The sequence below is a fragment of the Frankia sp. CcWB2 genome, from assembly GCF_977927585.1.
In genome coordinates this window covers 10,725-15,489 of record NZ_CDWRCM010000048.1, presented here as the reverse complement: position 1 = coordinate 15,489, position 4,765 = coordinate 10,725, and the positions used below count along the sequence as shown (strand labels likewise).

Sequence of the window (4,765 nt, the reverse complement as noted above, 5' to 3'; positions counted from 1 at the left end):
CGGCCCGTGCGGGAACTGGTACTCCGAAGGATGCGTATCCGCAGACCCCGATGAAGGGAGCCGATCAAATGACCACGACAGCCGAGACCGGGAACGTCACCGGCACGAAGGACGCCCAGTACGACCTGCTGTGGTTCACGGAGAGGTGCCTGAGCAACGCGCTGCGGCTGGAGACCTACATCGGCGACGCCGAGCGCGACGGCGACCAAGAACTGGCGAACCTGTTCCGCCGGGCGCAAAACGAGAGCCGCAAGGGCGCCGAGGAGGGCAAGCAGCTGCTACGCAACCGGCTCTGACCCGACCCCTCCCCACCTCCTCCGGTGACTTGCCCCGGTGACCTGCCTCCTCCGGTCCGATCAGCGCCTGGATGCTCCCCTTGCCCACCGGGCGCCCGGTACCCCGGGACGGCAGGTGACCGACCGCGGAGACGACCGACCGGTGTACGGTCCGCAGTGTCTTGCCGGTCGGTCGCCACGATCGCCGAGTGCGGTCTCGTCGGGTTTCCCGCACGGGTGCCATGGGCATCATCCCCGGTCAACCCCAACCGAAACCCACGAGGGAACTACGTACTGTAAGTAGATCGGGTGACGGGCGGATCAGGGTGACGGGCGGATCGGTCCGTGTGAGCGGAGCGCGCGAGGTGGCGCCAGACCATGTCGGGTTAGACCATGTCGGGGTCGGCCACGAGGAGGTCGGCCACGACGACGTGGCCGTTGCGCAGCGGCTGGCGGTGCCGGACCGGCACCGCCAGCCATCGGGCGAGCGTGAGCAGGTCGTCGTCGCGGCGGACGGTGAAGCCGTGGGCGGCAAGCATCCGACGCATCGCGGCGGGGGTCCATGCCGAGCGGTTGGGTTCGCGGGCCAGGGGATCGGGGCGCCGTGACACGATGGTTAGCACCCGTGCCGCCAGCCGGCCGAGAAGCGCCGAGAGCGTCGGCGTGTGGTAGTGAACGATCAGGCGGCTTCCCGGGGTCGAGCGCCCCGCGACGACCCGGGTCGTGGCGGCGACTTGGCCCCGGGTGAGGTAGGGCACGACACCCTCCCAGATCCAGACCGTCGGCACCGTCGGCCGATGCCCTACCGACGTCAGGGCCGCATCGAGGTCGTCGCGGCTGAAGTCCACCGGCACAAAGCGCGGTGCCGTTCCGGAACGCGGTGCCGTTCCCGGCGGCCCCCCTCCCCGGGCCGATCCGCGTCTCCGAGCCGGTCGAGCTTGTCCCGCTGGGACGCCGGATGATCGACCTCGAATACGGCGACGGCGGCGAGCTCCGGCATCCGCCAGGGCCGCCCGTCCAGGCCCGCGCCGAGAACCACCAGTTGCTCCGCCCGCCGCACCCCCCGATCGCCGACGGCCTCACCGTCGGCCCCGCCGACGGCCTCCCGGAGGGCCTCGTCGATGGCGACGGTACGCGGCACCATCACCTCACCGCAGGCCCGCACCATCTCGAACTCGAGCCGCGCCCCCACCCCCGCGGCGGGACACCGCCGCGCACCCACTCGACAACGCCCCGTTCGTCGGCGCGCAGGAACATCATTGCTGTCGGATCGTCGAACCGGTCGATGGCGATGCGCCCGTGCGCAACGGCCCGCCCCTGGCACACCAGCACCGCGGTCCGGCTCGCGCCCCCGTGACCGCCCATGAGCCGATGTGCCTGCACTCTTCCACGATTGCATGCCACTACCGCGGGGGCACCCACAGGCAAGAAGATGATCATCGGCCTGTCGTGCTCGCCATCGGCGGCCATGGCCGGGTGAGCGTGCTGGAAGCCGTGCACATCCACCTCGGCCTCAAGGTCCAGTCCCGCGCACCGCACGACGGCAGGCCGTTCACCGAAAGTGTCGATGGTTGCAGTGAAGCAGGCGGCATCGTGAATCGCGTGCACGACAACGCTGCCTCCGTACCCACTACAGTGGGCCGTCCGTTGCCGATCCACCCTGGTCACAGGGGGCGCGCCAGCATGCCCACCGAAGAGACCCACACCAGGTCCGGATGGCAGGATCACTCCAGGAGACCGTCGGCTTTCTCCCACCGTTACGTTCGTCGTTCCCGTCCCGCGCACCGTCTCCCCGGAAAGGGGCCAACACCCTGATGGCCGAGCAGTCCCCCCGTCGCAGCATCGAGTCCTGGGCGCACGAGCTGCCTGTGAGCTTCGTGGAATGCCGCACCATGGGACATCGCTGGCAGCCCCACAGCGCCACCTGGGACCGTGAGGCCCGCGCCTACCACGTCATCCACGCCTGCGACCGCTGCCACACCCAGCGCAAAGCCTGGTGGACCCGCAACGGCGAGGTCACCGCCGCCGGCTACACCTACCCCGAGGGCTATCTCACCCGTGACGTCGGCTATATCGGAGCCGACGGCCGCGGCGTCCTGCGCACCGAGTACCTCACCCGCATGTTCAACACGACCACTCGGCGTGCCAGCGCGAACGGCCGCTGGGACGCGGCGCCGGAGTCCTGAACGAGACCCGAACGAAACCCGGTCGACGACCCCGAAAGCTGCGGCAACCCCGAAAGCTGCGGCAACCCCGAAAGCTGCGGCAACCCCGAAAGCTGCGGCAACCCCGAAAGCTGCGGCGACCCCGAAAGCTGCGGCGACCCCGAAAGCTGCGGCAAACTCGTCCGGGCCTGCCGACGAGAGCATGACCGTTCCTCCTGCCGCGCGGACCCGGGCGGTGGCACCCGGTGGCCTCCGCCGGGCCCGCCGTGGCGGCGGCCGGCGGGGCGTGCTCCGCCTAGTTACCGTCGGAGACGGTGGGCAGGCATCCGACATGACGCATACCCCGAAAACCGGTGTGCTGGCCCGCCTGACCAACACGGCGCGCCAGGAACAGAGCGAGTACGCGGGCGACGAGCCCCGCCCGCTGCGCGGCTATCTCGCCACCCTGTCGGCGTATAGCGGGTTGTGCGCGGCTCTCGGGCTGATCGGCCGGGTGTCCGGTGCGGTCCTGCCCGAGCGGTTCGCGGTCCCCGACCTGATTCTCGTCACGATCGCCACGCACAAGCTGAGCCGCATTCTCGCCAAGGACCCGGTGACAAGCCCGCTGCGCGCCCCCTTCACCCGCTTCCGCGGCACCGCGGGACCGGCGGAACTCGCCGAGGAGGTCCGCGAGCACCCCCCGGCCCGGCACAGCGTGGGTGAGCTACTCACCTGCCCGTTCTGCACCGCGCAGTGGGTGGCCACCGGCTTCGTCTTCGGCCTGGTCGTCGTGCCTCGGCCGACGCGGCTCGCCGCATCCGTCTTCACGGTGGTCACCGGCTCCGACCTACTTCAGCTTGTCTACGCGAACGCGCAACAACAGGCCACCAGGGGCTGACCATTCTCTCCCGGGTGATGGGTTGTTGCACCCAGATCGCGGGAAATGGTGGCGCGGTGATGATGTGTGACGTGTGTACGCGCATGCGCACGCGCGTACACCTGCGCGTGCATACTCCAGAAGAATCGGGTCCGGTCCCATCGTAAGGAGTCGAAATGAAATAACTTGCGCGTTTCGAACCCTCCACAGGCCTGTGACCTGCGATGATGCTCTCGATCACGTATTTGTTACTTCATTACGTCCCCTAAGAGCCGGATGCACGTGCAGACGTTTGAACCCCGCGGTGCCCGGCGAGAGGCCAAGGGCCATGGCGGGCAACCTGCGCGAACTCCCTCGCTGGACCGCCGACCGCGAAGGCCTGGAACGGGTCCGAAGAACTCAAATCATCAAAGCATCGCCGAACGGTGGTCCGTGTGTCATATCTCAGCCTGCGTTCGTGTTGAAATAGGCACGGAAGAGGGGCCCGAGGCGCCAAGATGCTCATCTGGAGCGCCGTGGCGAGAGTATGGACAGAAACTTACCGAATGTCACCGTAAGACGTAGGAGCGGCACCGATAGTGATATCAACGGTTTTCACCGGTCGACCTTCGTCCGCCATGGCCGCCGTGGGCGGCTCCGGACGAGCTACGTGAAGAGGGGTGCGTGAAGAGGGGTGCATGATGGAGTCCTCGACTGACCAGTCGAGCTGGTCGGACGTGTGGTCGCACATTCCGGCCGCGAATCCGCAGCGATCCGGCCCGCTCTGGGCGTTGGCGGTCCTCATCGGGCCGGATCGGGCGGTGGAAGGTGTCGTCGGGTTCTTCGTGACACCGGCCGAGGCGAACCGGCACGCCCGGGCGGGGGGCTACGAGAACTGGCTAGTGATTCCGGCGCTGGACCTGCACGGGGTGGGTGGGCCGGTGACGGTCCTGTGACCGGCGGACCGCCCGATCGCGACGTCGGTCCGAGCCCCCGCGGAAGCCCTTCCTCGGGAGGGGGCACACTGGTATCCCGACGTACCACTCCCCCACTCCCCCGCATGCAGCACCCACGACACCCACGACAGATCGACCACAGACCCATTCCGACCATGGGCTCTCCCCGGACTCCTCCTCCCCCGGGTGCCCCGCGATCGCCGGGCGCCCCACGATCGAAGGTGTAATCGAAGGTGCAGCTGACGGCCGGCCCCCTCTACGCGCTCTACACCCGTCGCCTGCGTCGGCAGGTCATGGCGGGTCCACTGCCTGCGCACGTCGGGCTGGTCATGGACGGCAACCGCCGCTGGGCCCGCGAGACGGGCATGGCGAATCCGAGCCTCGGCCACAAGTACGGCGCCGAGCACGCCGAGGACGTCCTGTCCTGGTGCGAGCTTGTCGGGATCAAACACGTCACCGTGTTCGTCTGCTCGACGGAGAACCTGCAGCAGCGTGGGGACGCCGAGGTCGCCTTCCTCATGCAGGTGATCGAGC

General features: G+C 68.7%; 7 protein-coding genes. 5 read left to right on the top strand and 2 right to left on the bottom strand.

All coding sequences use genetic code 11. The features are described from left to right. The first annotated feature begins 68 nt into the window (after window positions 1-68). Window positions 69-296, top strand: coding sequence for a hypothetical protein (locus ACY45C_RS07555; RefSeq protein ID WP_462186927.1), 228 nt, complete (start codon window positions 69-71; stop codon window positions 294-296). A gap of 365 nt (window positions 297-661) precedes the next feature. Here ACY45C_RS07555 and ACY45C_RS07550 read toward each other — a convergent pair whose 3' ends face one another. Together ACY45C_RS07550 and ACY45C_RS07545 are read right to left on the bottom strand one after the other, a co-directional pair. After that, entirely contained in the window at window positions 662-1,123 is a 462-nt protein-coding gene (locus ACY45C_RS07550) for a class I SAM-dependent methyltransferase (protein WP_462186914.1), read from the bottom strand. Beyond that, a complete protein-coding gene (locus ACY45C_RS07545) occupies window positions 1,087-1,467 on the bottom strand; it encodes a class I SAM-dependent methyltransferase (protein WP_462186913.1) in 381 nt (126 codons plus the stop codon). Before ACY45C_RS07545 ends, ACY45C_RS07550 begins: the two co-directional genes overlap by 37 nt. A 523-nt stretch (window positions 1,468-1,990) precedes the next feature. Between ACY45C_RS07545 and ACY45C_RS07540 the strand changes: the two genes are divergently transcribed. The 4 genes from ACY45C_RS07540 to ACY45C_RS07525 all read left to right on the top strand — a co-directional run. Then, the gene (locus tag ACY45C_RS07540; RefSeq protein ID WP_462186912.1) at window positions 1,991-2,461 is read left to right on the top strand and encodes a hypothetical protein; all 471 of its coding nucleotides are present in this window, start codon (window positions 1,991-1,993) and stop codon (window positions 2,459-2,461) included. A gap of 310 nt (window positions 2,462-2,771) precedes the next feature. Beyond that, complete coding sequence (locus tag ACY45C_RS07535; RefSeq protein ID WP_462186911.1) at window positions 2,772-3,317, top strand: DUF1360 domain-containing protein; 546 nt, start codon at window positions 2,772-2,774, stop codon at window positions 3,315-3,317. A gap of 656 nt (window positions 3,318-3,973) precedes the next feature. Beyond that, window positions 3,974-4,231, top strand: coding sequence for a hypothetical protein (locus ACY45C_RS07530; protein ID WP_462186910.1), 258 nt, complete (start codon window positions 3,974-3,976; stop codon window positions 4,229-4,231). 239 nt (window positions 4,232-4,470) lie between these two features. Then, a partial coding sequence (locus ACY45C_RS07525; protein WP_462186926.1) for an undecaprenyl diphosphate synthase family protein occupies window positions 4,471-4,765 on the top strand: 295 nt, incomplete at its 3' end.